Origin of the sequence: Peribacillus deserti, assembly GCF_016909175.1 — a bacterium.
GTDB lineage: Bacteria > Bacillota > Bacilli > Bacillales > DSM-1321 > Paraperibacillus > Paraperibacillus deserti.
In genome coordinates this window covers 153,255-177,051 of the sequence record NZ_JAFBFI010000008.1, presented here as the reverse complement: position 1 = coordinate 177,051, position 23,797 = coordinate 153,255, and the positions used below count along the sequence as shown (strand labels likewise).

19 protein-coding genes and 1 riboswitch are annotated in these 23,797 nt (G+C 41.2%); of the genes, 9 read left to right on the top strand and 10 right to left on the bottom strand.

Annotation, left to right across the window (positions count from 1 at the left end; translation table 11 throughout):
- The first annotated feature begins 26 nt into the window (after positions 1 to 26).
- Complete coding sequence (gene hutG / locus JOC77_RS10830; protein ID WP_204543010.1) at positions 27 to 980, top strand: formimidoylglutamase; 954 nt, start codon at positions 27 to 29, stop codon at positions 978 to 980.
- A gap of 335 nt (positions 981 to 1,315) precedes the next feature.
- Here the strand turns inward: hutG and JOC77_RS10825 are convergent, their stop codons facing one another.
- Positions 1,316 to 1,813, bottom strand: a complete 498-nt coding sequence (locus tag JOC77_RS10825) for a GNAT family N-acetyltransferase (RefSeq protein WP_204543008.1) — start codon at positions 1,811 to 1,813, stop codon at positions 1,316 to 1,318.
- 185 nt (positions 1,814 to 1,998) lie between these two features.
- On the opposite strand from JOC77_RS10825, the gene JOC77_RS10820 reads away from it, so the two are divergent.
- Positions 1,999 to 4,032, top strand: coding sequence for a molybdopterin oxidoreductase family protein (locus JOC77_RS10820; protein ID WP_204543006.1), 2,034 nt, complete (start codon positions 1,999 to 2,001; stop codon positions 4,030 to 4,032).
- Between the two features lie 34 nt (positions 4,033 to 4,066).
- Here JOC77_RS10820 and lepB read toward each other — a convergent pair whose 3' ends face one another.
- Positions 4,067 to 4,615: a signal peptidase I gene (lepB, locus tag JOC77_RS10815; RefSeq protein WP_204543004.1), complete on the bottom strand. Its 549-nt coding sequence runs from the start codon at positions 4,613 to 4,615 to the stop codon at positions 4,067 to 4,069.
- Positions 4,616 to 5,323: 708 nt separating this feature from the next.
- On the opposite strand from lepB, the gene qoxA reads away from it, so the two are divergent.
- From qoxA to qoxD, 4 genes are all read left to right on the top strand, one after another.
- Positions 5,324 to 6,229 (top strand): cytochrome aa3 quinol oxidase subunit II, encoded by a 906-nt coding sequence (gene qoxA / locus JOC77_RS10810; protein ID WP_204543002.1) that lies wholly within the window; start codon positions 5,324 to 5,326, stop codon positions 6,227 to 6,229.
- A gap of 66 nt (positions 6,230 to 6,295) precedes the next feature.
- The gene (gene qoxB, locus JOC77_RS10805) at positions 6,296 to 8,242 is read left to right on the top strand and encodes a cytochrome aa3 quinol oxidase subunit I (protein WP_204543001.1); all 1,947 of its coding nucleotides are present in this window, start codon (positions 6,296 to 6,298) and stop codon (positions 8,240 to 8,242) included.
- Positions 8,242 to 8,838, top strand: coding sequence for a cytochrome aa3 quinol oxidase subunit III (gene qoxC / locus JOC77_RS10800; protein WP_204542999.1), 597 nt, complete (start codon positions 8,242 to 8,244; stop codon positions 8,836 to 8,838). The genes qoxB and qoxC overlap by 1 nt, the downstream gene beginning before the upstream one ends.
- Before the next feature lie 3 nt (positions 8,839 to 8,841).
- Positions 8,842 to 9,126, top strand: coding sequence for a cytochrome aa3 quinol oxidase subunit IV (gene qoxD / locus JOC77_RS10795; protein WP_204542997.1), 285 nt, complete (start codon positions 8,842 to 8,844; stop codon positions 9,124 to 9,126).
- A 19-nt stretch (positions 9,127 to 9,145) separates the two neighbouring features.
- Here the strand turns inward: qoxD and JOC77_RS10790 are convergent, their stop codons facing one another.
- Positions 9,146 to 9,406, bottom strand: a complete 261-nt coding sequence (locus tag JOC77_RS10790; RefSeq protein ID WP_204542995.1) for a hypothetical protein — start codon at positions 9,404 to 9,406, stop codon at positions 9,146 to 9,148.
- 441 nt (positions 9,407 to 9,847) lie between these two features.
- Between JOC77_RS10790 and JOC77_RS10785 the strand changes: the two genes are divergently transcribed.
- Together JOC77_RS10785 and JOC77_RS10780 are read left to right on the top strand one after the other, a co-directional pair.
- Positions 9,848 to 10,897 (top strand): M14 family zinc carboxypeptidase, encoded by a 1,050-nt coding sequence (locus JOC77_RS10785; RefSeq protein WP_204542993.1) that lies wholly within the window; start codon positions 9,848 to 9,850, stop codon positions 10,895 to 10,897.
- A 253-nt stretch (positions 10,898 to 11,150) separates the two neighbouring features.
- Positions 11,151 to 12,113, top strand: coding sequence for a nuclease-related domain-containing protein (locus JOC77_RS10780; RefSeq protein WP_204542991.1), 963 nt, complete (start codon positions 11,151 to 11,153; stop codon positions 12,111 to 12,113).
- A 39-nt stretch (positions 12,114 to 12,152) separates the two neighbouring features.
- Here JOC77_RS10780 and JOC77_RS10775 read toward each other — a convergent pair whose 3' ends face one another.
- The 3 genes from JOC77_RS10775 to JOC77_RS10765 all read right to left on the bottom strand — a co-directional run bounded on the left by JOC77_RS10775 (position 12,153) and on the right by JOC77_RS10765 (position 15,825).
- Entirely contained in the window at positions 12,153 to 13,148 is a 996-nt protein-coding gene (locus JOC77_RS10775; RefSeq protein WP_204542989.1) for an ABC transporter permease subunit, read from the bottom strand.
- Positions 13,149 to 14,627 (bottom strand): sugar ABC transporter ATP-binding protein, encoded by a 1,479-nt coding sequence (locus tag JOC77_RS10770; RefSeq protein WP_204542987.1) that lies wholly within the window; start codon positions 14,625 to 14,627, stop codon positions 13,149 to 13,151.
- Positions 14,628 to 14,706: 79 nt separating this feature from the next.
- A complete protein-coding gene (locus JOC77_RS10765; RefSeq protein WP_204542985.1) occupies positions 14,707 to 15,825 on the bottom strand; it encodes a sugar ABC transporter substrate-binding protein in 1,119 nt (372 codons plus the stop codon).
- A gap of 128 nt (positions 15,826 to 15,953) precedes the next feature.
- A riboswitch (SAM riboswitch) is annotated at positions 15,954 to 16,063 on the bottom strand.
- A 117-nt stretch (positions 16,064 to 16,180) separates the two neighbouring features.
- Here JOC77_RS10765 and JOC77_RS10760 point away from each other — a divergent pair.
- A complete protein-coding gene (locus tag JOC77_RS10760) occupies positions 16,181 to 16,942 on the top strand; it encodes a hypothetical protein (protein ID WP_204542983.1) in 762 nt (253 codons plus the stop codon).
- A gap of 30 nt (positions 16,943 to 16,972) precedes the next feature.
- Here the strand turns inward: JOC77_RS10760 and JOC77_RS10755 are convergent, their stop codons facing one another.
- From JOC77_RS10755 to JOC77_RS10740, 4 genes are all read right to left on the bottom strand, one after another.
- Positions 16,973 to 17,461 (bottom strand): DinB family protein, encoded by a 489-nt coding sequence (locus JOC77_RS10755; RefSeq protein ID WP_204542981.1) that lies wholly within the window; start codon positions 17,459 to 17,461, stop codon positions 16,973 to 16,975.
- 84 nt (positions 17,462 to 17,545) lie between these two features.
- Positions 17,546 to 18,565 (bottom strand): DmpA family aminopeptidase, encoded by a 1,020-nt coding sequence (locus JOC77_RS10750; protein WP_204542979.1) that lies wholly within the window; start codon positions 18,563 to 18,565, stop codon positions 17,546 to 17,548.
- The gene (locus JOC77_RS10745) at positions 18,562 to 20,547 is read right to left on the bottom strand and encodes a DUF4910 domain-containing protein (RefSeq protein ID WP_204542977.1); all 1,986 of its coding nucleotides are present in this window, start codon (positions 20,545 to 20,547) and stop codon (positions 18,562 to 18,564) included. The genes JOC77_RS10750 and JOC77_RS10745 overlap by 4 nt, the downstream gene beginning before the upstream one ends.
- A 184-nt stretch (positions 20,548 to 20,731) precedes the next feature.
- Complete coding sequence (locus JOC77_RS10740; RefSeq protein ID WP_204542976.1) at positions 20,732 to 23,476, bottom strand: P-loop NTPase family protein; 2,745 nt, start codon at positions 23,474 to 23,476, stop codon at positions 20,732 to 20,734.
- Positions 23,477 to 23,797 lie beyond the last annotated feature (321 nt).

The following is a 23,797-nucleotide window of genomic DNA, read 5'->3' as shown; positions in this document are numbered from 1 at the left end:
AAAATTTCATATAAAGGAAGGATATCATGTATGAATCAACTAATCCACATATGTGGAAAGGACGAATCGACAGCACCGACAGGCCGGAAATGTTCCGTTTTCATCAAGCGGTACAGATTAAAAGCGTTTTTGAACCAGTTCAGGATCTGGGAACAAATAGCGTAGGAATTATAGGATTCAAATGCGATGAAGGCGTTAAGAGGAATCAAGGGCGTGCAGGAAGTTTCGAGGCACCTGATGCATTAAGGAAGAACCTTGCTTCATTACCTATGCCGGCAGGCGCTTCTATTTACGACTTTGGGAATATAGTCTGCGAGAATGGCAGGTTAGAAGCGGCCCAGGAGGAATTGGGACAGGCTGCGGCCAGAATGCTGCAGCAAAATATATTCCCCATTATCCTCGGCGGCGGCCATGAGGTGGCCTATGGCCATTATTTAGGGTATAAATACCATGCCGATGCCGGACATAAAATGGGAATAGTCAATATTGATGCACATTTTGATATGAGACCATATGATGAACAGCCTTCTTCAGGCACCATGTTCCGGCAAATACTTGATGAAAAGCAAAATGCCAGCTACTTTTGTGCAGGCATACAGAGAAATGGAAACACAGCCTTTTTATTTGAAACCGCTGCAGAATACGGATGCGAATTCATACTTGAGGAAGAGATCAATCCGGATTCTATTCAGCAGTGTCTGCAGAAGATGACTGAGTTTGTAAACAAGAACCATTTTTCCATGTTAACCTTGTGCAGCGATGTTTTAGAGGCGAGTTCGGCGCCCGGAGTGAGTGCACCTTCTCCCTTTGGCCTGCATCCAAAACTTGTAAGAACCATCCTTCGCGGTTTGGCAGCCCATCCGAAAATTAAGAGTTTTGATATAGCCGAAGTCAACCCTGCCTTGGATGAAAGCGAACGGACAGTCAAGCTGGGGGCCCAGCTCGTTTATGAGGTAATCTGCGCGAGGAGCAGCCTATAGCAAAAAAAGGGGAGATCTTTAGCTAAATGACAGCTTAAGATCATCCTTTCTTGTGGAAATTGATGTTTTAATTTCAGATTTATGAATTAAAACTCTGGCTTTTGCACAATCGGCTGGCTTTAACTTTAACGTTAGAATTCCTTGTGCTTGAGATTATGGGACTTATGCTTAGGTTTTTAAGTTTTATGCTTAGGTTTTTGTAATTTATGCTTAATTTTTAGAGTTTTACGATTATGTACATTGAATGTATGCTTATGTCAAGCTGATATGCTTCTCTTTTAGCTTTTAAACTCACCTTTAGCTATTTATTCTTTCCTTTAACATATCGGCCATATTTACTTATAACCTCCCTTTAACAATTTTGATAAGCCGTTTACAATTGGCAGCGCCATTACAACCTCAAAATCCCATACTTCCCCTGTCGCCTTAAAACCGATTTTTTCATACAGCATACGGGCGGTGCTGTTATTTTTGTGCACGGTAAGCCGTATTTCCTTACATTTTGGAAAATGGGAACATATATAATTGATCATTTGAAAGAGTGCCGACTGTCCATATCCTTTCTTCTGGTAACGCACGTCTATAAAGAAGCCGTTAATCCAGAACATATTTTCTGTGTCCTCTTCGAAAGCATGCATGATAAACCCGACCATTGTATGCTCATGATAAATGCAAAAGGGCAGATAAGTTACATTGTCTCCATCTGGTTTAATATGAACCTTGGCAAGAGAAACTGCCGCGGAAGGGACAAAACCAGCCTGGTCATTATGCACGTTTAGAGAGATGGCCTCCAGCCAATTTTCACGAGAACAAGGTATTAAATTCACGGTCAATTATACCGCCTCCTTATAAAAAGATAATCTCAAACTAACTAAACTAGCACTTTATATAGACTTTCACCTTATCCATCTGCAATTCCTGCTTGATGGAAATTTGATAGTCATTTAACATTAACCATAATCACACTTGGGAAATAATCGGGAAATGGGGACAGTCCCCTACGACAGGAGGTTTTGTTATGGCTTCTTATATCGATGAGCAGGATGGAGTGTTTCCTTCTGTTTGTTCGCTGGATTGCCCGGATCAGTGCGGGCTGCTTGTTCATAAAAAGAGTGGGAGAATTGTGCGGGTCGAGGGTGATCCGAGCCACCCTGTTACTAAGGGCAGTATATGCAATAAGGTTAGACATATGCCTGAGCGGCTTTATGACAGCCAGCGGCTGCAATATCCGTTAAAAAGAATCGGCAAAAAAGGTTCAGGACAATTTAAGAGGATCAGCTGGAAGGAAGCAATCGATACTATTACTGATAGATGGAAGGATTTAATCGATTCTCATGGCCCCGAAAGCATTCTTCCTTATAGTTTTTATGGTAATATGGGGAATTTGTCTGCAGAAGGTATGGACCGGCGCTTTTTTCACAGACTTGGCGCAAGCAGGCTGGACAGGACAATCTGTAATTCGGCTGGTTCCGCCGGCTATCGCTATACAATGGGCGGAAGCATAGGCACTGATCCTGAAGAAACGGTTCATGCAAAACTTTTTATCTTCTGGGGAGTGAATGCTGTAAGCACTAACATGCATCAGATTGCACTTGCTCAAAAGGCACGGAAAAATGGGGCTAAAATTGTAGTGATCGATGTACATAGAAATCGTACCGCGAAGTGGGCTGACTGGTTTATCCCCATCCTTCCGGGAACCGATGCGGCCCTGGCACTCGGCATTATGCATATCCTGTTTAAAGAGAATTTAACTAATAAAGAATTCCTCGAAACTTATACGGTTGGATCCGAAGAGCTAAGAGAGCATGTGGCTCAATATGATCCGTCATATGTTTCCATGCTTACGGGAGTACCGGCCGGTGATATTTACAAGCTTGCACGGATGTACGGGGAAATCTCCCCTTCTTTTATCCGGATCGGAAATGGCCCGCAGCATCACGACAATGGAGGAATGTGCATCCGAACCATTTCCTGCCTTCCTGCTTTAACTGGTCAATGGCTGAAAAGAGGCGGAGGTGCTATAAAAGGAAATTCAGCATTTTTGGCACATAACTCGGATGCGCTACAAAGACCAGACCTTCTTACACATAACACGAGGACCATAAATATGAACCTTATTGGGAAGGCCTTGCACGAACTAGAGCCCCCTATTCGTTCCCTATATATCTATGGGTGCAATCCTGCAGTTGTAGCTCCAGAAGGTAACAGGGTTCGAGAAGGTCTTTTGCGCGAAGATTTATTTACAGTGGTTCATGATTTATTTTTAACAGAAACAGCGGAATTTGCTGATATTGTATTACCTGCTTCTTCATCTTTTGAAAATACGGATTTTTATACTTCTTACTGGCATCACTATATACAGCTGCAGCAGCCAGTGATTAAACCATGGGGTGAATCAAAATCAAATGTTGAGGTTTTCCGCATGCTGGCACAAGGGATGGACTTTAATGACAGCTGTTTTCAGGATACCGAGGAAGAAATGATCCGCCAGGCCCTGGATCATCCTGAGAACCCTTATCTGAACAGCATAACTTTTGAGGCTCTTGCCGAGGAGCAATATATGAAAGCAGACAGGAACACCCTATTTCCAGAAACATTGCCAACACCGAGCGGTAAAATTGAGCTGTATTCGCAAGAAATGGAGCGTGACGGCTATCCTCCGCTGCCAACATACATGCCAATTCCTGAGGAAAGCTTCCCACTTCTTTTTGTTCCGGCACCAAATCATAACTTTCTGAACTCTACTTTTTCAAATAATGAAAAGCATAGAAACATGGAAAAAGCTCCGCAATTATTTATTCATGAGGAAGATGCCATACTGCGGGGAATTGCAAATGGTGACCAGGTAATATTATGGAATGACCGTGGTGAATGCAGCCTTCAAGCTTCCGTAGGCCAGGATGTTTTACCAGGTGCCGTCATTTCCTTAGGCTTGTGGGCTGATTTTCCAGGAACAAAACAGCTTGTAAACTCGCTTACACCAGACAGGATTTCAGATATGGGCGGCGGGGCCGTATTTTTCTCAGGACGCGTTGAGGTTAAAAAAGCATAGAAAAAAGACGTCCGAATCGGGCGTCTTTTCCAATTTATTCAGGTTTACCCAATACATCTATGGGAAGAAATCGAAATACTACTTCCCCTATGACGGAATTCTTCTCAATAAAACCAAATCTTCTGCTATCCGAACTATTTAAGCGATTGTCACCCATTACAAATAAGCAGCCTGCTGGAACTTTCGCTTTCCCCGTAACTTCTTCAAGTGTGAAATTACCAGTCAATTTCAGGTCAGGAGGAACGTTTTCCTTATTCTCTTTCAAGTAAGGCTCCTCATATTTTCTTCCATTTATATATAAAATATCATCTTTTACCTGAACAGTATCACCAGGCAGGCCTATAACCCGTTTAATATAGTGTTCCTCTGCATCTGGAGCAAGAAAGACTACATTGTCAAAATGCTGGATTTTACTTACTTTAGTCACTATGATTCTATTTTTATCCTTAAAGGTTGGAGACATCGATTCACCATAAACAGTGACAGGCGAAAATAGAAACTGACGGCAGACAAATGCTATTGCAGCAGCCAATAATATTGATTTTATCCAGGACATAATTTCTTTATTGATATTTCGTTCCATAAAATGAAACCTCCTGTTAGACCCCTTGCGCTGAACATGGATCACTAATTAATTCTTATCTTTATTATAGTAGCTATAAGACCTATAGAGAAGAAGAATTACTCAAAATCCTCCACTTTCAGCTTTAGTGGCTGCATTTTCTCTTTATGTTTTATTCTTGCTTTAAAAGGGTATTCATCCTGAAGTAAATTACTTCATTCCAAACTTTCCATAATACTCCCAGCCTCTGTAATTAGCAACCAATTACATTTGAAGCATTTTGTTATTTTAGAATAACAATCAAGAAAGACTTTACAACTATCTCACGAAAATTGAAGCTGTTCACACAATTGTCACCGCGGTTCACAGATCTGTCACACGTTATCCTTTTAATCCCTGTAAAACCAAGAACCTTCACCAAATTGTCACTTTTTTTGAGTTGTTATTTCCCTAATAAATTACTAATATATGTATAGGGAGTATGTGAACAAATTAACACTATTCCGCTATTGCATTAATTTGGTAATTTGTGCTTTCGTCCATTCAACATAAAAATGGGCGATGTCGCATGCTCACATATAACCTAGCATGTTTCTGCTGCCATTCACTAATCATTTGGAACTTAACGACATTTTCCCTAAGAAACGCTAAGGTTCAAATGAACTTTGTGAAAAACTTAACAAAATCACTAACATCTTACCTTTATTTAAAGGAAGAAAGGGGTATTTTATGAGAATTAAATGGGCAATTCTAGCTTTAGTTTTTTCTGTAATAACAGTGCTTTCAGGTTGTGAACCCTTACTGGTCCTTGATCCTAAAGGTCCTATGGCTCAGACACAAGCAGATGACATTATGTTATCCATTTGGATTATGCTATTCATCGTTCTTGTTGTTTTTGCTTTATTAGTATACATGTTAGTAAAATACCGTGCTTCTAAACAAAGCATAGACTATGAACCTCCTTATATTAAAGGAAGCGTGCTTGTTGAAGCGCTTTGTATTGGGATTCCTATTATCATTGTCGCTTTCCTTTCCTATGTTTCAGTTCAAAGTAACTACGAAGTTGAGGCTCGACCAAAAGGATACGAAGATAAAAAACCATTAGTTATCTATGCTTCCTCCTCTGACTGGAAATGGCACTTCAGCTATCCAGAAGAAGGAATAGAGACAGTTAATTACTTATACATCCCTACTGACCGTGCGCTTGAATTCAAACTTTATTCATATGGTCCTATCACCAGCTTCTGGATTCCACAGCTGGGCGGACAGAAATACGCAATGAGTGATATGGTGACTACTTTACACTTAGCAGCTGACGTTCCTGGAGAATACATGGGCCGGAATGCAAACTTCAGCGGTAAAGGGTTTACAGAAAACACTTTTGATGTAAAGGCAATGCCTCAGTCTGAATTTGACGATTGGGTTAAAGAAGTTAAAGAAACGGCTAAACCTCTTACTGAGAATAAATTTGATGAACTATTAGAACCAGGCCACCTTGGCAGATCAACTTATACTGGAACTCATTTAGAATTCAGCCCGCCGCCATCTAGTGAAAACGGTGGACATGATCATGGTTCAAAGGATACAAAAGAACACTCTAAGGAAGTTAAAGAGCATTCAGAACATAACCATTAATTTTTTCAACTTCTAAACTGGCTTAAGTGAACGACGTAATATATATCCTGAAAGGAGCCACAAATCATGGATTTCTTTGATCGATTTGCCATACCTCATCCCAGTCCTGTGATTTATGCATCGATGGTTGCCATCGGGCTGACTGTACTCGCGATAATTGCAGGATTAAGTTATTTTAAAAAATGGGGTTATCTATGGCGTGAATGGTTAACAACAGTTGACCATAAACGTATCGGTATCATGTATTTAATTTCTGCATTATTAATGCTTTTCCGCGGCGGTGTCGATGCAATTATGCTTCGTGCCCAGCTTGCCACTCCGGAAGCGAAGCTATTAGATGCACAGCACTATAATGAAATATTCTCGACACACGGGGTTGTCATGATCCTCTTTATGGCTATGCCATTCATCATGGCTTTAATGAATTTTGTTGTTCCATTGCAGATTGGAGCACGGGATGTAGCGTTCCCTCGTTTGAACGCATTAAGCTTTTGGCTGTTCTTCATGGGAGCCATGCTATTTAATATCTCGTTCGTAATCGGTGGTTCTCCTGATGCCGGCTGGACTTCATACTTCCCGCTTGCAGGCAATGAATTCAGTGAATCTGTGGGAACTAACTATTACATGATTGCCATCCAGATTGCTGGTATCGGTACATTATTGACTGGTATTAACTTTATGACTACGATCCTTAAAATGAGAGCACCTGGCATGACCTTGATGAAAATGCCAATGTTCACTTGGTCTTCCCTTGTTGCAAACCTTATCATCGTATTCGCTTTTCCTGTTTTAACAGTTGCTCTTGCGATGGGGACAATGGACCGTTTATTCGGAACACACTTCTTTACAACAGATAATGGCGGTATGGACATGCTTTGGGCCAACTTATTCTGGGTTTGGGGACATCCTGAAGTTTATATCTTGATCCTGCCTTCATTCGGTATATATAGTGAAATTATTTCAACCTTTGCCCGACGTAATCTTTACGGATATAAATCAATGGTGTATTCCATGGTTGTTATCGCTGCCTACTCATTCTTAGTATGGGCGCACCATTTCTTTACAATGGGTCAGGGAGCTTTAACTAACAGTATCTTCTCCATTACGACAATGGCTATTGCCGTTCCGACAGGGGTTAAGATCTTTAACTGGCTGTTCACCCTTTATAAAGGGAAAATTGAAATGACTACTCCAATGCTGTATTCCATGCTTTTCATTCCGCTGTTTACAATCGGCGGTGTTACAGGGGTTATGCTTGCGATGTCAGCAGCTGACTATCAGTATCACAATACAATGTTCTTAGTGGCTCACTTCCATAACGTAATTATTCCGGGTGTAGTATTTGCTATGTTAGCCGGCCTAACATACTACTGGCCAAAAATGTTCGGTTTCATGCTTAATGAGAAACTTGGTAAATGGACAGCATGGCTGCTTTCAATCGGTTTCCTATTAGCATTTATGCCAATGTATATTACTGGTCTAGATGGTCAGGCACGCCGGATGTACACTTATTCTGAATCAACTGGATTTGGACCTTGGAATATGGTTTCCTTCATAGGAGCCGCTATTATGGCAGTCGGCTTTGCAGTACTCGTATATAACGTTTACTACAGTGTTCGTTATGCTTCAAGAAACATCAGTTCAGACCCATGGGATGCACGTACTCTTGAGTGGGCAACTCATACTCCAGTACCGGAATATAACTTTGCCCAGGTCCCACAAATCGATTCTATTGAAACGTTCTGGGATGCTAAAAAGAAAGGCCATGTTTTATTCAAAGGCAAATACGAAAAAATCCATATGCCAAACAATAGCGGAATGCCGTTTATCATGGGCTGTATCTTCTTCGCCTGGGGCTTCTCATTCGTATTCGGCATCTGGGTGCCTTTAATTCTTACAACTATCGGTATATTCATCTGTATGGCCCTTCGTTCATTTGAAAATGATCACGGCCACTACATTTCCGTAGAAGAAATAGAAGAGACTGAAACAAAATTGCGAGGTGCTAACTAATGAAAATAGATAACTCGCTTCCACTAGAATATAGTACTGAGGAAAATCGCTTAAAAATCCTAGGCTTCTGGATCTTCCTTGGCGCTGAAATCATGCTGTTCGGTACACTTTTCGCTTCTTATTTCACATTGGTTGACCGTACAGCCGGCGGTCCGAATGGCATGCATTTATTCGAAATCGGTCCGGTCCTGATTGAAACATTCCTGTTATTAGCAAGTAGTTTTACCATCGGACTAGGAATCCATGCCATGCGTCTTGGCAGACGGAAAGCAATGATGACATTCTTTGGAATCACCCTTCTACTTGGATTAGGATTCCTAAGCGTTGAAATATATGACTTTATTATGTATGTTCATGAGGGAGCAACTATTCAAACAAGCGCATTTACATCGATCCTGTTTACTACATTAGGAACGCATGGAGCGCACGTTACGCTTGGCTTGTTCTGGGGTTTATTTATCATCCTGCAGGTTAAAAAACGCGGGCTGACACCAGAGACAGCCAACAAATCATTCATCTTCTCTCTTTACTGGCATTTCCTTGATGTAGTTTGGATCTTCATTTTCAGCTTCATCTACCTGAAAGGAATGATGTAAACCATGAAAGAACTATTTCCAGCCAAACAAGTTATGGGCTTTGTCTTTTCACTGGTCCTGACTATCGTTGCACTGCTCGTATACTACCTTGACATGTCCTTTACAGCCGGCATGACAGTCCTTCTAATAACTGCCTTCATACAGGCAGGCCTTCAGCTGGTGGTATTTATGCACGCTGGGGAAACAGAGGATAGAGGAGCTATTTACACTAACATTTACTATGGTCTATTTGTAGCATTAGTTACCATATTTGGTACACTGCTATGTATGATCTGGGGATATATTTAAACACATAAAAAAGGAGTGCCTACAATGGCGCTCCTTTTTTGTTCTTTATCATGATAAGTTTTTTCCCTTTATATGACTTTTCCAATACCTCTTCCGTCGCAACCATGAACATACCCATTATGAAGATAAAAATCGCTCCGATGATTGCTCCAATACCAATAGGTGTCCAAACACTGGAACCGTTTTCAAAAAAACCTTTTAAGAAAATAGCAATACCGATCATAAGGATAGGGGCAGCAACATAAGTAACAGCTTTTAGGAAATTGTTATTCAAGTTCATTTCCAACATCCTCCTTTTTTATATATTATTCCACAGCGTTCACATTATTGTCAAATATTTTTCTTATTTTATACACATTTTTTACTTGACATTGATAATAAGTAAACCCGTTTGATTGGCTTTATAACTTGTTTTGAAGGGCAGTGTTGGTAATAAATCCTCTTAAGTATGAAGCTCGTGCTCTCACTTAATTAAAAAATTAGAGAAAATGGCCAAATTTTCTAACTCCCCATTTTGGCTGAGGATTGCCCGGCATTCCAAAATCAGAAAAAAATGTGTAATTTACAGGAGTTTAAGTTTTCTTAATTTAAATTTTTAGCTAAATAGTTGTACATCCCTTTCCAAAATAAATAGGATGTTGTCTCTATTAACAGAACCTGACAATTCTTTTACTATAAAGAGTGAGTTGTCAAACTATTCTTAAAACAATGGGGGAATACGATGAAGAAGAAAATGTTATCGATTACGTTGACTGGAATAATGGCACTTGGTGCAGTAAACGTGATGGCACAGCCGGCCTTGGCGGTTGGGAACGGTCCAGGGTACGGAGGAAACGAAACGGTTAACACCTCTATATTACATACTTACACTGAACTAGTAGATGAATTAAAAACACAGGATGCTAAACAGAAGGCTATGGAGCTTGAAGTTATCGGTAAAACAGTTAAGGGCAGAGATATCCATCTAGCCAAATTTATAACTAACCCTGCCAACCCAACTATTTTATTCTTGACTCAGCAGCACGGGAATGAACAGCTTACTACTGAAGGGGCGCTGGAATTTATTAAACATCTTGGAACGGGGAAATTACAAGGTGTTCTGGATAAAGTAAATATCCTTGTAATCCCAATGCTGAATGCAGATGGCGCCATGGGTGATGTGAACTTCCCTCTTGATCACTATGCAGCAGACGGCGGACGCCATCTAACTCGATATAATGCGGTAGGAGTAGACCTGAACCGTGATCATGTAGACAAAGCCCAGCCAGAAACGCAGGCCCTTCATAATAATGTCTTTAAAAAATATAACATCGATTATATGATTGACCTTCATCATCAGGGTGCCGAGCAAGAAGTTAACGGCAAATATGTATCAGGATCCATCCTTTATCCGACTAGCCCTAACGTGAAGCCAGACGTACTTGAACGCTCTAAAAAGCTCGGAGCGGTTGTTTACCAGAACGTTGACCGGACAGGCTGGGGTCACCTGGGCAAATACGTCGGCGGATCCGAAGAACGCATCGGCCGCAATGGAGCCGCAGTCCAATATGGCATCTCCACCCTTCTCTTTGAAATGCGCGGTATGTCCGATCATGAACGAGATGACTATGTGCTTGGTCAAAAAAGCAACGGATATCTCATCAAACAAACCATCACCACACTTGAATCAACCGTCCGCTCAATCGCTGACGGCTCAATAGAAACAGCAGATACAAGCTTCTGGGATACCCTGCCGCAGCAAAGTGTACGGGACAGCGGTGAGGATGAGTAACCTATAGTTGAGTGAACCCCGCCTGGGTTGGGCGGGGGTTTTTTTGCTGAGATTTCAGGCATCCTGCAAAAAGTTTGGAAATCCTGCAAAAAATTTTGTTATCCTGCAAATATCCTAAAAATCCTGCAAAAATTTCTATAATCCTGCAAAAATCTCAAAAATTCTGCAAAACGAATTTTTCATTAAAATAAAAAAAGGAATTACTGAATAATAGAAGGAACTTTATAAACAGAACAATAAAAGGAGTGATAAATTGATTACAAAGCAAAGACAAGTGCCCTTAATGATTAGGAAATTAGAAGCGTTACTGAGAAGGCTCCCCTCCAACCATCCAAAACGCCCTGATATTAGAAGCGATCTAGCAAAATGGACGGCAGGATACAAGGGTGAGCAGGCTGTAGACTATTACCTAGACCACCTGCCAGAAGAAAAATATTTAATATTGCATGACTTACGGCTCCCTTTCGGAAAGTACTTCTTTCAAATAGACACTCTCCTTCTTTCCCCAAAATTTATACTTATCCTGGAAATAAAAAATATTGCAGGAACTTTATATTTTGAAAAGTCCACAAATCAATTAATTAGAAGTATCAACCAAAATGAAGAGGGTTTTCGCGATCCAATCACTCAGGCCAGACGTTTACGTTCGAGTTTACACTCTTTTATGGCTGGTCTTATTAGTCCAAATCTCCCTATTGAATATTTAATTGTTGTAAGTAATGCCTCAACAATATTAAAATTTCAAAATAATCATCCAAAATTATTAAGAAGGGTATGCCATGGTTCAAGCCTTGTCGACCGAATCTCAACCTTAGAAGAAAGCTACAAAACAGACCTAATTGCCAACGGTACATTAAATCAGCTTAATACCCATTTAATTAACCGCAGCCAGCTTCAAACAATTGACGTCCTCTCACTGTACAAAATTCAAAAAACAGAAATTCTAACAGGAGTACAGTGTCCCTCCTGCTCTCATTTGCCTTTAAATCGAAAAAAAGCTAAATGGAACTGCCCCAGTTGTTCTCAGGATTTTAAAGGCTGCTATCAGGAAGCGGTAATGGACTATTTCCTCCTCATACAATCAACCATAACCAACAGCCAGCTCTGTCGTTTTTTGAATTTATCTTCAAGAAGTACTGGACTGGATATCCTCTCTTCTTTAAATCTGCTTTACACCGGCACGAAAAAAGCAAGGGTGTACTACTCACCCATATAAATAGAAAAAAACACGCCAGTCCACCCAGCATGTTTTCGATCAGTGCTTCTGCTTATAATAAGTCAACCCCAGCGCAAACGCCAGAACCCCTCCTTTTACGATATCCATAGAATAATAGGGAACACTCATCATAACTAGACCATTTTGAAGTATTCCAATTAATACAGCTCCCACAAATGTGCCGATAGCATTTGGCTTACCGGCTCCGAGAACAGAAAATCCAATGAAGGCGGCTGCTACGGAGTCCATGAGGTATGGGGCTCCGGCATTTATTTCGGCAGTCATTACGCGGGATGCAAGCACGATTCCGCCGATTGATGCGAACATTGCGGATAGTACGTAGGCCAGAACTTTGTATTTGTTGACCGGGATTCCTGAGAGTTTAGCAGCTTCCATATTACCGCCAATCACATACATGTAGCGACCGTGTTTGGTATACGTAAGAAAGATGTGCACTAGTACTACTGCAATAACCATGATAACGATTATCCATGGCACCTGGCCGATCTTGGTGAAGACTGTGCTGATCACTCCCGCAGAAAATGTCCCATCCGGCATAACCATATTTTGCGAGATGGTTGCTCCCTTTGTGTAGGTAAGGGCGATTCCCTGGATGATGAACATCGTCGCAAGCGTCATGAGCATATCTGGGATTTTCATTTTTACAATCATGAAGGAGTTTAATAGTCCAACTATGATGGATGCCGCAAGTGCGGATATAATGGCAACAAGAGTGTTTTGTGAAAACCAGACAAACATGGATATAACAATAGCATTAGATAAGGATGCAACAGAGCCGACTGAGAGGTCAAATCCATTAACAGAAAGAGAAATCGTAATACCGATTGCAATGATTGTAACGATCGAAATGGAACGAAGAATATTAATCACATTATTACCTTGAATGAAGGCCGGATTGGCAGTAGCAAAAACGGCTAAAAGGATGAAAATAGTGAGTATGGTTCCGTATTTATATAAAAAATCAAAGAGGTCAAATTTTCTTTGTTGTGTTGGAGCCGTTTTTGAAAGTTCCACTTATTTCCCTCCAGTCGAATAAAATAATATGTCTTCTTCAGTGGTTTGGCTGGTTTGAAGCTCTTTTACAACTTGACCGTCGTATAATACATACAAACGATTGGTAATTCCTATTATTTCCGACAATTCCGAAGATGCATAAATCACAGCTTTCCCTCGTTTTGCGAGTTCAGAAATTAATTCATATATATCTTTTTTTGCACCGACATCTACACCTTTTGTCGGCTCATCAAAAATATAGACCTCTGCATCTGTCAGGAGCCATTTGCCGATTGCAATTTTCTGCTGGTTGCCCCCTGATAGATGTTTGGTTTTCGTTTCAAGTGCTGGTGTTTTAATGCCAAGGCTTTGGACTATTTTCCAAGCTTTTTCTTTTTCCGCTTTACCGTTCAGAAATCCGAGCGCCTTAGTGAACTGTCCAAGACTCGCGGCAGAGAGATTAACAGAAACCGATTCTTCTACAAGAATCCCTTCTCTTCTGCGTTCTTCAGGAACGAGGGCAATTCCCTGTTTAACTGCTTCATGCGGCGTTCTTAAACGCAGCTTTTTCCCATGCAGCAATACCTCACCGTTCTTTATCTTCCCAGAGCTAAATAGAGTTTTGCACAGCTCTGTTTTGCCAGCTCCTACAAGCCCCGCAATACCTATAATTTCGCCTGCTTTGGCAGTCAGGTTTATATCATGAATTTTCTCTGAGTCTGTAAGGCCCTTTACCTCAAGCAGAGTATCTCCAATTACCAGATTCAACTTGGGAAATTGCTCTTCAAGCTTCTCGCCAAGCATCCGCTCAATAACCTCATTTTGGCTGATCTTAGATAAAGAATCCCTGGATACTAGCCTTCCATTTCTCATGATGGTAATTTCATCACACAACTCAAAAATTTCAGGAAGTCTGTGTGAGATGAAAATCACCCCTACATCCTGTGCCTTTAAGTCGTTCACAATCCTAAATAATTCCTGGGTTTCTGTATGGCTGAGGGGAGCAGTCGGCTCATCAAGTATCAAGAATCTGCATTCTGTGGACACTGCCCTGGCGATGAGCACCATTTGTTTTTCAGCAAGTGACAGATCCTTAACGAGCTTTTTAGATGAAATACGCATATTCATCCTTTTCAAGATTTGATCAGAGGCTCTGTGAAGCTCTTTCCAATTGATAAATGTCCGGTCATGCTTCAGCAATATATTCTCCCCAACCGTTAAATACGGAATGAGGGCTGTGTCTACCTCTTGATAGACAATTTGGATACCAAGCTCATTCGCATCTTTCGGTGATCGAATAGAAACTTTGCGTTCATCCATTATGATCTCACCGGTATAGTGTCCGTAAGCACCAGAAAGCACCTTCATTAAAGTGGATTTGCCGGCTCCATTAGCACCGATCAGGGCGTGGACACTGCCTGTAGCAGCAGAAAAGCTGACGTGATCAAGGGCCTTCACACCAGGAAATTCTATAGATATATCTTTCATCTCTGTCAGCATTTTTCCACTTCTCCTCTCTGCTAAAATACAAAAGTATACACTCTCCTTCAGCGGTCAAAAGAGAGTGCATGCGCAATCATTATTTGTAAGCCTTTTTCAAAGTTGTCATCCAGTCTTCCTCAAATGCATCCGATTTTCCCCATCCATCCACAATTCCTGAAAGACTGGTCATATTAACGGCATTTTCCGTACCCTGAAGATCTTTTTGAGAAATAAGAGAAGCTTCCAAATTATAGGTTTGCGGTGTTTCTTCACCAGCAATCTTTTTAGCTAAAATTCTCATATCAACGGCACCGATTAATTTTGGATCAACCGCAGCTGTGTACTGCCATGAGCTTCCTTTTTCTTGAATGGTCTGCAGGTCAGCATTTGAGACATCGATTCCATAAATTCTCACTTCGTTTCTCCCTGCTTCTTTAATGGCACGCGCCGCTCCAATCGCAAAGGCATCCCATGTAGCGAAAATCGCGTCTATCTTACCCTTTGGATATTTGTTCAGCATTGCTGATACGGCATTCTGAGTTTGTACTGAAGTATCAGCAGCAGCTACTCCAAAGCGGGCTGCTTCTTTTATTCCTGGGTTTGCTGCAAGTGTTTCTTTGTACACAGCATTTCTTCTTACCATTGGAGGGAAGCCGTCGACCCAAAGATAAACAATGTTAGCCTTGCCATTATGGTCTTTAACCAGCTGATCTAAAGCAAGCTTTGCCAATTTTTCATCATCCTGAGATGTCAGAGTTACTCCGTCTACCTTTGCAAGCTCGGCATTTGAATCGAATGTTACGACGTTTTTGCCCTGCTCTCTAATTTTTTTAATATCATTAACTGTGGCGGCATCATCGCCGTGGGAAATGATAAATCCATCATAATCATCTTCCAGTGCTTGTGAAATGGCATCATGGAATTTAGCTGTATCACCATTTGCTGTAAAGACGTCAACTTTAAAGCCTAAAGACTCTCCTTCTGCCTTAGCTCCAGCAAGGAACTGGGCTGTATGATCGTCTCCGCCAATTTTACGGATTACCTTAATCTTTACAGGATCATTTGTCTTTTTAAATCTTTCCGGAACTCCATCGAGAGAAACCTTATCATTTGCTTTTGAAGTCTGTGATGACTCTTTGCTTGACGAGCAGCCTGTTAATAGCAGTGATAAAGCCAGTGCTGACACAGCAGCTTTTTTTAATATGTTTTTCTTCATAAATAAAACTCCCCTTTTATCATAATTTCTATTGGAGAGGTTGAAATTTGTGAAAACAAAATTTTGCACAAAATAAAAACCTCTCTTTCGCAAGAGAGGTGTCATCGCAGACTAGCAGGATTCTTCCTCTCTCATCTCTCAAAACAAACAAGTTTGTTTTGCAGGATTTAGCACCAATTCCATACGGAACGGTTGCTGGGCGTCATCGGGCCAGTCCCTCTGCCACTCTTGATAAGAGAACGTCAATTATGTAATTGCTGTAAAAAACTGATAAACTTACTTTAATGCCATAAAGCAAAAGTGTCAATAGTATTTTGAAAATTTATACGAATCTAATAAATTGGCGGTGATATCTTTGTCAGTCCATTCTGAAACACTACGGCCTTATATACATTTGATTGAAAGCCTTCCAGCCCAAGAGCTTGAAAAAAAAGATTTACTCATCCCTGAGTTAATAATGGAAAAAAGCGGCGGCTTAGAAATGTATTATGCTCCGCACAATGAATATATAAATGTGCAGACAAGGATTGTTATTGCAGGTATTACACCTGGCTGGAACCAGATGAAAATGGCTTTTGAACAGGCAAAAAGGAGTATTCAGCAAGGTGCAAGCTTAGAACAGATTGCCTGTGATGTAAAAAAAGCCGCACGTTTTGCAGGAACAATGCGCAATCATTTAATCAAGATGCTTGACTCATGCGGCCTCCCTGAAGCGCTGGGCTTACAAACATCCCGGCAGCTTTTTGGTGACCGAAGTAATTTGCTGCACACCACTTCGGTCATCAAATATCCGGTATTTTCAGACGGCAAAAATTATACGGGCCATGCTCCCAAAATTGATCATTCATCCCTGTTAAAGAAATATGCTTATGAGATTTTCCCACAGGAAATCATTCAGCTGGAAAAACCGTATCTGCTTATTCCACTTGGAAAAAGTGTATCAGAGGTGATTCGTACATTAATGGACCAGGGCCGCATTCCTCGCAATCCTTGCCTATTAGATTTTCCACACCCGTCAGGTGCTAACGGGCATAGACATAAACAGTTTGAAAAATTAAAAAGCCACTTCAAAACCATTGTCGAAGATTTTGCACTCACCCACTTAACAAAGGAATAGAAAAAAATCTTACGGCGTAAGGTTTTTTTGTTAATTAATCAGCTTTGCTTTTAATTCTTCGATTTGTTCTAGGTGGCGTTTTTCGTGGTAACCTACAAATGGAATCCATTGAAATAAGCTTAAACGACCAAATACTGGATGAGGATAAGATTTTTGCTTAAGCTGATCTTCCTCCGCAGTGTTTACGATGCTTATCAGAAGCTGGCGCGAAGAAGTTAATTTTTCCGTCAATTCATGAAGAGTCTTATAATCATCAGAAGGGGTTACAAATATTGGTGCTTCAACTCTATGCGCCCTATTCACCGCTAAATGAATAGGTTTGTCCTCAGCAGGCTGAGATTCCCCGCTGCCCAGTACCTCCACAATCGCTTTTGTTATAGAGGTTTCCATCAGGTACAAATGTTCCAATATCTGAGCAATCGTCCATCTTCCTTCTTCAATCTGCAGATTAATCTGCTCATCCGTCAGTGTACCGACACTGTTTAACAGTTCTTCTCTAAATCGTTTGTTAGTTTCCATATTCATCTCCCTTCACCATTACAAGGAATCAACTTAACTTGGCTTTCGTTAAACAAAGGCTAAGCAGGACTCCCAGAAATTCTTTTAAAAAGGATAACTCGAAACCACTCTGCCTTTTCTGCCCCGGGTCGTGTCTGCCTGTGAGAGTGAATTAAGAATAGCTTCTTCAGCTGCTTCAGAAGCAGCAGTAAAAATCATATTCATTATAGCATGATCATCCCTAAGCTGTATTCGGGTTTCCTGTTTTTCATTAAAATAGTGAGGACTCGTTTGAGCAGTGGAAAATGCAATCACAATATCTCCGCTCCCGTTGCTGAAATGGCTTCCGGTTCTGCCAAGTCCGATTCCAGTCCGTTTGGCAGCCCTCAATAGCTGTCGGTCACTGAGCGGAGCATCTGTTGCTAATACAATGATAATGGAACCGTCTGATGTTTCAGGCAGGCCGTCTTTACTCACATCGGTCCTATAACGGTCTGATTGAAACTCTTCCTTGCGTCCAAAATTGCTCAGGACCATACAGCCCAGGGTGTATTCCTCCACCTTCCTTGAAGCAGAGCCAATGCCGCCTTTGTGTCCAAAACATATCATTCCTTTACCTGCGCCAACTGCACCTTCTTTTGCCTGCTCGAGACTTGCTACCTTTATTGCTTCATAGGCATGTTCCCTTTTCACTGAAAAATGACGGATCGAATTTAAATAGCTGTCATTGCATTCACCTGCTACTATATTGATAGTGCCGGTGGTTTCTCCAATTTCCGGATTTTGCTCCAGCATAAACTGAAGGGCCCCTTCCGTTACTGCAGGGATACCGAATGTGTTAGTGAGCATGATCGGGGCTTCTAACAGCCCCAGCTCATTTACCTGGACAAGCCCTGTAGTTTTTCCAAAACCATTTAACACATAGCTTGCCGCTGGTACTTTTTGTTTAAAAACATTCCCATCGTGAGGCAGTATGGCCGTTACCCCTGTAGCCGCATACTCTTCTCCTTCTAGCGGCTCGTCAAGAGTTACATGCCCTACCTTAACTCCCGGCACATCTGTGATACAATTTTTACGACCGGGTTCAAGTATACCGATCACAATTCCGCGTTCTCTAATTTTCATTTTAGTTCTCCGATTCTCTGTTCTGTGTGGATGTTTACTGTATGAATTAAGTTTAATTTCAGACTCAGCTCTAATAATTTTTCAACATATTCCGGATAAAACAAACCTGTTTCCAATCTGGTCATTTTAACTAATTCTCCTGCATTACGCGTCCCATCCATCCAGTTAAAAATAAAGTCAGAATACCCCAGCGGAACCTTAAGTTCAAATTCTTTTATCCACGTCATTTTTTCTTCGGGATTGATGATCTCGTCTGTGATTCGGAGCGGCCCCATAATGGCACGAGAGTATACAGCCTTCTCCCATGGTTTAATTTCTGCCTGCTTTTCTGATTTTCCAGGTTGAAATTTCAACTGCTGCCCAGCTATCTCCATGAGGGTCTGTGTCCCGGTTCTAAGCACACTTTTAGCCCATAGCGCAAGCTCCTGCAGCTTAGAAAATCCGCGAATTTCGGCATATTTCTCGAGCTGGTCTATTGCCTGCTGTTCATATGAGCTGAATAAGTTAAGTGCCTCATTGGTTTCTTCAGCCGTAAATTCCTGCTTGAAAATCCACTCTTTTGCGCTGGATAGCTCCTGCTGTGTTTTTCCCGCATGAATAAACAGATAAGAAATCCAGTCCTCTTCCAATCCTTTTGCAAGTCCGTATGCATAGAGAGCTGCCGTCATTCCCACTAATTTCATCATGTTTGAATCCAGATTTTCCACTTTATCTGCAGTGGTATGATAATGCCGGTCCGGCCACTGAATCAGCATCGGGCAAGGAATTCCAACTGTAGAATCGGATAAAACATAGTGATCGCTGCCCCCTGAGAACCGGGTTCTCAAGTGATGAACCGTACTATAAGCGGAGGTACCCGTAAAATTCCCCGTATTTTTCGCAAGCCCGTCTACTAATTGGTAAGTAAAGCGGTCGACAAACGTCGGAGTTGCCATAGGCGGCTGTTCTACACACAGCGGCCCTCCGCCCTTCGTTTGGTCGGCTCCTACCATGTCAAGGTTCAATGCCGCAATGGTGTTCGGAATCCGTTCCGGATGATGATTCAAATAAGCACAAGTTCCATACATTTCCGGCATCATTAAGAAGCGGATTCCAAGCTCCGGAGCAGGCAGTTTTCCATTATTAATCAACCGTGTTAATGTGCGCATAACCTCCATAAGTGTTCCAGGACCAGACGCATTATCCTGCCCTCCGGGATAGGGGTGGCATAAGTGGCTTACCAGCAAAATCTCTTCGTTTCTCTTACCCGGGATAAAATATTCAATATTCTCATAGTTTCCCTCATAGAGCTCTGCATCAACATAGGCTGTTAGATTTATAGTCTGCCGGCCAGCTAGATTTTTAAGCTTGCTTCCAATTCTTGGGGACACCACAAATCCGAATGATTTCTGTTCTTCATCTGTATTCCACCAGTAGGAGGTATACTGCCGGGTATCGGGCATGTCCATTCTCGTCCGAAGCGGAGGATAATCATTTAGATTTTCAAAGATTAATCCTGCAGCTCCATATTTCTCTACTGCCAGCGCATGAACCAGTGAAGGAACACCCTGTACAAGGGCGATTTTCCCTTTCATATCAATACCTTTATAACTATCTTCATCCTGGGCGTTTTCAATGACTATCAACTCTGCTGTCAAACCCTCTTTTGGAGTAGATATACTCCGCTGTACCAGAGAAATCTCCTCTTCTTCAAAACGGGCAATTCTTTCTCTTTCCGGAGTCTCAATCCATAACTCTGCAGAACGGCAATGCCATTCCTTAAATGAATGATGAGATAAAAGCTTATCTCCATACCGGGCCGGATAGGAAACCAGCATTGCCTCGACGCCACCCCTTTTTAAGAGATTCATTATTTCATGTGCCGCTGCCCGGTACCCCGGTGATGCTTGAATACGGTGATACTGCCCGATCCTTTCTGCGTACCGATATGCCTGCCTGCCCGAAAACTCTTCATCTATGATTTTTTTCCATTGATTGAACACTAAAATCCCCTCCTTCTTCATATATTTCGATCACCTAAATTGTTTTCCTTCATTTTTCTGACAAATAAACGAAAAATTCCTGTGGTAGTTCAGAATTGAAAGGGGATGACGGCTGCATGCTGCCAAATAAAAGCGAATAGTAACAATCAGAAAAGGATAACCGCCAGCGGTCATCCTTCTCTAATTAGTATATATATTGAACTTCTTTATCTACGATCATGATCCACTCGTAAGAGCGCAGTCTTACTTCAAATAAAGTTAGTGGATCATAATAGGCAGCAGGATCTTGTTTTAATGCTTCCAAAGTTCCTGTGTTATTTGCGATTGCCTTCTCTGTTTCATCGATCGTGCTGTTTAGTTCTTTGTTAGGTTCTTTGAAGAACATTTTAACGTCTCGTTCCATCGACTTTTCAAACATATCAAATTGCATCAGAAACTTGTCGGTTACTCTTTTCGCCGCTTCACTATAGTCTTCATTTTCTACATATTGCTTGTATTTATTATGCAGCATGGAGTTATTTTGAGAGAGTGCACCAAATAGCTTCCCAGCGCTTTTCAGCAGAAATTGCTGAGGCGACCTGTTAAGGAAGTTTACCCTTTCCAGCGCGAAGCCGCCAGTCATGCGGTCAGCATCACGCCTCCAATCATCCAGTACTTTGAAATCACATGTAAGCTCTAACCGTTCTTCCCTGTAAAGCTTATTAAAACCGGATTTCATCTCGTCGAGAAATACCTGGCTTTCATTGAATTCTGAAGAAGCAGTCTTAATCCATTCCTGAAGCGACAAATAAAATCTTGGTAGAATATCGCGGTCAATATAACTTTCGACTCTTTGATTCATCTCGTCATTTAATTTGTTTTCAATTACGGCAACATCTGTATCTTCCGTAATGATATCAGCCGTCTTTTGTAGAATTTTTGGTATTTTCTCTTCCATTTCAGCTCTTACCTTACTCTTGATGGAGGAGAAGGACTTTTGCACCCTGGCTGCCTTGCTTTTCTCCAAATCGCCAAGTTGGTTGCTGGCTCCCTTCAGCTTGCTAAGCATATCTACATCCCAACCAATGGTATGATCAAGACCTTTTTCTAGTTCGAGCCTTTTATCAATAAGCCCTTTAAGAGCCTGGCGTATAAAGAACAGCAATTTTGCGGTACGTTCTTTTTCAAAGCTCGCTGGAGTAAAACTCGCCTGTATAAATTCGCTCAATTCTCGAAAGCCTTTAAAGCTCCCTGCTTCTGAAGAATAAGCAAATACATTAGCATTTGGAAAATAGGCATGAATGCTGCCAGCTGTCTCTTGAACCACTCGTGCAGCAGCTTCTTTTCCGTAAAAAGCATCCAGGCTGTTAATGATAAAATGGATAGGCAGATCTGGAGCTTTTTCCCTGAATAACATTAAATTCTCACGGTCTTTTGCCGTAAAGGGATCATCTGCATTTAAAATATATAGCAGACTATCGGCAAAATGAAGATAGCTGAAAACAGGATTTTTCTCTGGATTACTGTCATTAAACGCCGGAGTTTCTAATAAAGACAACCTGTTTTCCCTTAAAAACTTAGAAGGAAGGTTAAATTCTATTAAATCTGGTCTATTCTGCCTCCGCCCAGTGATTTCGTAAAAATCTTGATGGGTAATTTCATTCACTCCAACATCTGATATCTTGTTAATTACAACATCTTGATGATTTTTAAAAGCAATCATACCTGAAGTGTCAGCAGTTAATACCGCCTCCCCGATAAGCGAATTTGAAAAGGTAAACTTTCCATTTCCAGAATTTCCGGCTACCAAAATGTGTCTTGTATTTAGATCCTGTAATTCTTGGATTACCCAGTCAGTTTTAGAATCAATAGAAACTTCATTCTTCCCTGCCCAGGATACAATTGATTGATATAGCCCTATTCCGTTTTCAAGCCCATTATAGTCCTTCTCAGAATCATAGATTAAGTGTTCAGCCCTATTCATTACATCCTGGCTGATACTTTCCGGAAACAGCTCGCTCCAAGACAATACTGCGGCAGATGCAAATAAGATATCAGATTTCCCAGCCATCCCAAGCCAATTAGAAACGAGATCCGGCACAATAGACTGGATCGTTTTCAGCGTGAAATTACCGTTAACCAGATATAAATACGTTTCCTTGAAATGAGCAGATAATTCTTCTGAAGAGTGTGTAGCCGCTTCCGAGCCATTCAGAAGGCCTGTAATGTTGGAAATCCACTGCAGAAAGGAATCTGTTTGATTCCTGTATTGATTCCATAAAGCCCCTGTGAGTCTTTCAAAAAGAACAAAATCCACAGATTTGGCACTTATAATTGCTTCATTGAAGTAATCGGATTTGAAATGAACAGCGGCACCTGCGTTCACATACGAAATTAAAACTTCAAACCAGGATTCTGACCTTGTTCGTACGGATTCGCTAACTGCCAGTTCAACGGCACTGTTCCAATCTTTATTCTCCTCGTAAAAAACACGGGCAATTTCAGTCAGAGTCGGGTAATCGGGATGTACAGCCACAATGTTCTTGATGATATCATCTGCAGACCCTAGCTTTTCCTGCTTGATATAAAGAGAAAACAGCTGAAGGGCAACCTCAGATTTAAGAGTCATATCGTCCGTTTTAATCGAGAGGTAGATTTCCTCCGCTTTTGTTAAATTCCCTTGAGCATAAAAAGCATCTCCTATATTCTTACTCGCCCATAATTGCAGCGCATTCGCCACATGCTCCCATTTAAAAACGGCTGATTCATAATCTTTATGATGAAAATATACTTCTCCCTGCGCATAACGAATATTAGAAATATCCACCGCCTCATCGTGCTGGCCCAGAAAAAGTGCTTCCCCCAGCAAAGAGACTGGATGGTCCGTACTATTATCTTGCAAAAAAGCTTCATAAAATGTTTTTTCAACTAACTGCTTTTCCAAAGTCATGTTTAACCTCCACAATATAGGTAATAAATAAATACAATACGAATAAATTATTATCCTCATATTCTATCAAAACTTTTTTACAAAAATATTTCTAAGTGTTTCAGTAATAATACAGATTTAACGAAAAGCTTAAAAATAGCAGGTCTAAAGTAACTAGTACATTCAAATTCATATGGATTATTCGAAGCGGCTGCACGTGGCCGCTTGCCGGCCCTTACCTATTTATTTTCCACCACAGTCCGTTTCAAAACAATTTATGCGATAAAAAGTTTGTTTATGAGGGCTGGCTGGATATAGGAGTTTCACTAAGTGGATAAAAGT

What these genes read in the sequence shown, in the direction of transcription:
- hutG (WP_204543010.1), top strand. Translation starts at nt 27, where the DNA reads ATGTATGAATCAACTAATCCACATATGTGGAAAGGACGAATCGACAGC.
- JOC77_RS10820 (WP_204543006.1), top strand. Translation starts at nt 1,999, where the DNA reads ATGGCTTCTTATATCGATGAGCAGGATGGAGTGTTTCCTTCTGTTTGT.
- lepB (WP_204543004.1), bottom strand. Translation starts at nt 4,615, where the DNA reads ATGGAACGAAATATCAATAAAGAAATTATGTCCTGGATAAAATCAATA.
- qoxA (WP_204543002.1), top strand. Translation starts at nt 5,324, where the DNA reads ATGAGAATTAAATGGGCAATTCTAGCTTTAGTTTTTTCTGTAATAACA.
- qoxB (WP_204543001.1), top strand. Translation starts at nt 6,296, where the DNA reads ATGGATTTCTTTGATCGATTTGCCATACCTCATCCCAGTCCTGTGATT.
- qoxC (WP_204542999.1), top strand. Translation starts at nt 8,242, where the DNA reads ATGAAAATAGATAACTCGCTTCCACTAGAATATAGTACTGAGGAAAAT.
- qoxD (WP_204542997.1), top strand. Translation starts at nt 8,842, where the DNA reads ATGAAAGAACTATTTCCAGCCAAACAAGTTATGGGCTTTGTCTTTTCA.
- JOC77_RS10790 (WP_204542995.1), bottom strand. Translation starts at nt 9,406, where the DNA reads ATGAACTTGAATAACAATTTCCTAAAAGCTGTTACTTATGTTGCTGCC.
- JOC77_RS10785 (WP_204542993.1), top strand. Translation starts at nt 9,848, where the DNA reads ATGAAGAAGAAAATGTTATCGATTACGTTGACTGGAATAATGGCACTT.
- JOC77_RS10770 (WP_204542987.1), bottom strand. Translation starts at nt 14,627, where the DNA reads ATGCTGACAGAGATGAAAGATATATCTATAGAATTTCCTGGTGTGAAG.
- JOC77_RS10765 (WP_204542985.1), bottom strand. Translation starts at nt 15,825, where the DNA reads ATGAAGAAAAACATATTAAAAAAAGCTGCTGTGTCAGCACTGGCTTTA.
- JOC77_RS10755 (WP_204542981.1), bottom strand. Translation starts at nt 17,461, where the DNA reads ATGGAAACTAACAAACGATTTAGAGAAGAACTGTTAAACAGTGTCGGT.
- JOC77_RS10750 (WP_204542979.1), bottom strand. Translation starts at nt 18,565, where the DNA reads ATGAAAATTAGAGAACGCGGAATTGTGATCGGTATACTTGAACCCGGT.
- JOC77_RS10740 (WP_204542976.1), bottom strand. Translation starts at nt 23,476, where the DNA reads ATGACTTTGGAAAAGCAGTTAGTTGAAAAAACATTTTATGAAGCTTTT.